This window comes from Mycobacterium sp. (genome assembly GCF_008709575.1).
Taxonomy (GTDB): domain Bacteria; phylum Actinomycetota; class Actinomycetes; order Mycobacteriales; family Mycobacteriaceae; genus Mycobacterium.
Map to the genome: position 1 here is coordinate 1 of NZ_VYIK01000314.1, position 718 is coordinate 718.

The 718-nt window shown below is 72.3% G+C and carries 2 protein-coding genes; one reads left to right on the top strand and one right to left on the bottom strand.

From position 1 onward, the window contains the following. A partial coding sequence (locus F6Q13_RS18660; protein ID WP_293059703.1) for a hypothetical protein occupies nucleotides 1-126 on the top strand: 126 nt, incomplete at its 5' end. Here F6Q13_RS18660 and F6Q13_RS18665 read toward each other — a convergent pair. Further along, complete coding sequence (locus tag F6Q13_RS18665) at nucleotides 123-704, bottom strand: hypothetical protein (protein ID WP_293059705.1); 582 nt, start codon at nucleotides 702-704, stop codon at nucleotides 123-125. The two genes, F6Q13_RS18660 and F6Q13_RS18665, sit on opposite strands and share 4 nt — an antisense overlap. Nucleotides 705-718 lie beyond the last annotated feature (14 nt).

Below are 718 nucleotides of genomic sequence, written 5' to 3' on the forward strand. Positions count from 1 at the left end.
CCGCAGCAGTATCCCCCCGACGAGCTGGTGGGCGTGGATTACTACCACCCGACCGGCCGCGGCGGCGAGCGCGAGATCGCCGGGCGCCTGCAGCGGCTGCGGGCGATCATCCGCCGGCGCGGCTAGACGAGCTCGGGTACTCGCAGATGGGCCAGCGCCAGCTCGAACTCGCCGACGTCGTACTGGTCGGCGCCCAGGTCGCGCAGTCGGGCGGTGCGCAACGAGCGCGCCGCGTCGCCGTTGCGCTCCATCGCCTCGAGACTGTCGAACGTCGATGACGACACGGCGCGCCAGGACGCGCGGTCGAGCATCAGGCTCGCGCTGCAGAACCCGTCGAGCTCCTCGATCGCCGGCAGCACCGACTCCCGGTAGAACGCGATGGCGCGGTCGAACTGGTCGGGCCGCACCGTGAGCCAGGTGGCGCGCACACAGGCGCCCGGACCCGAGCGGTGGTCACGGTGCAGCACCGCGATCTCCCACTCGTCGACGCTCGGGCTGCCCCCGAAGGCCTGCGCCGCCCGATCACGAATCGGCCGCACCCGCTCAGCGCTCGCGTGCATCGCTTCTCGGGTCTCCCAGGCGCTGGTCGCGATGGCGCGACCCGACTCGCGGTCGACCAGCAGCGACACACCGACACACCCGTCGACCTCGCCGAGCGCGGGCATGACCTCGTCGCGGACGTGCGCAATCCCGGCGTCGATCAACGACGGTAGCGCCT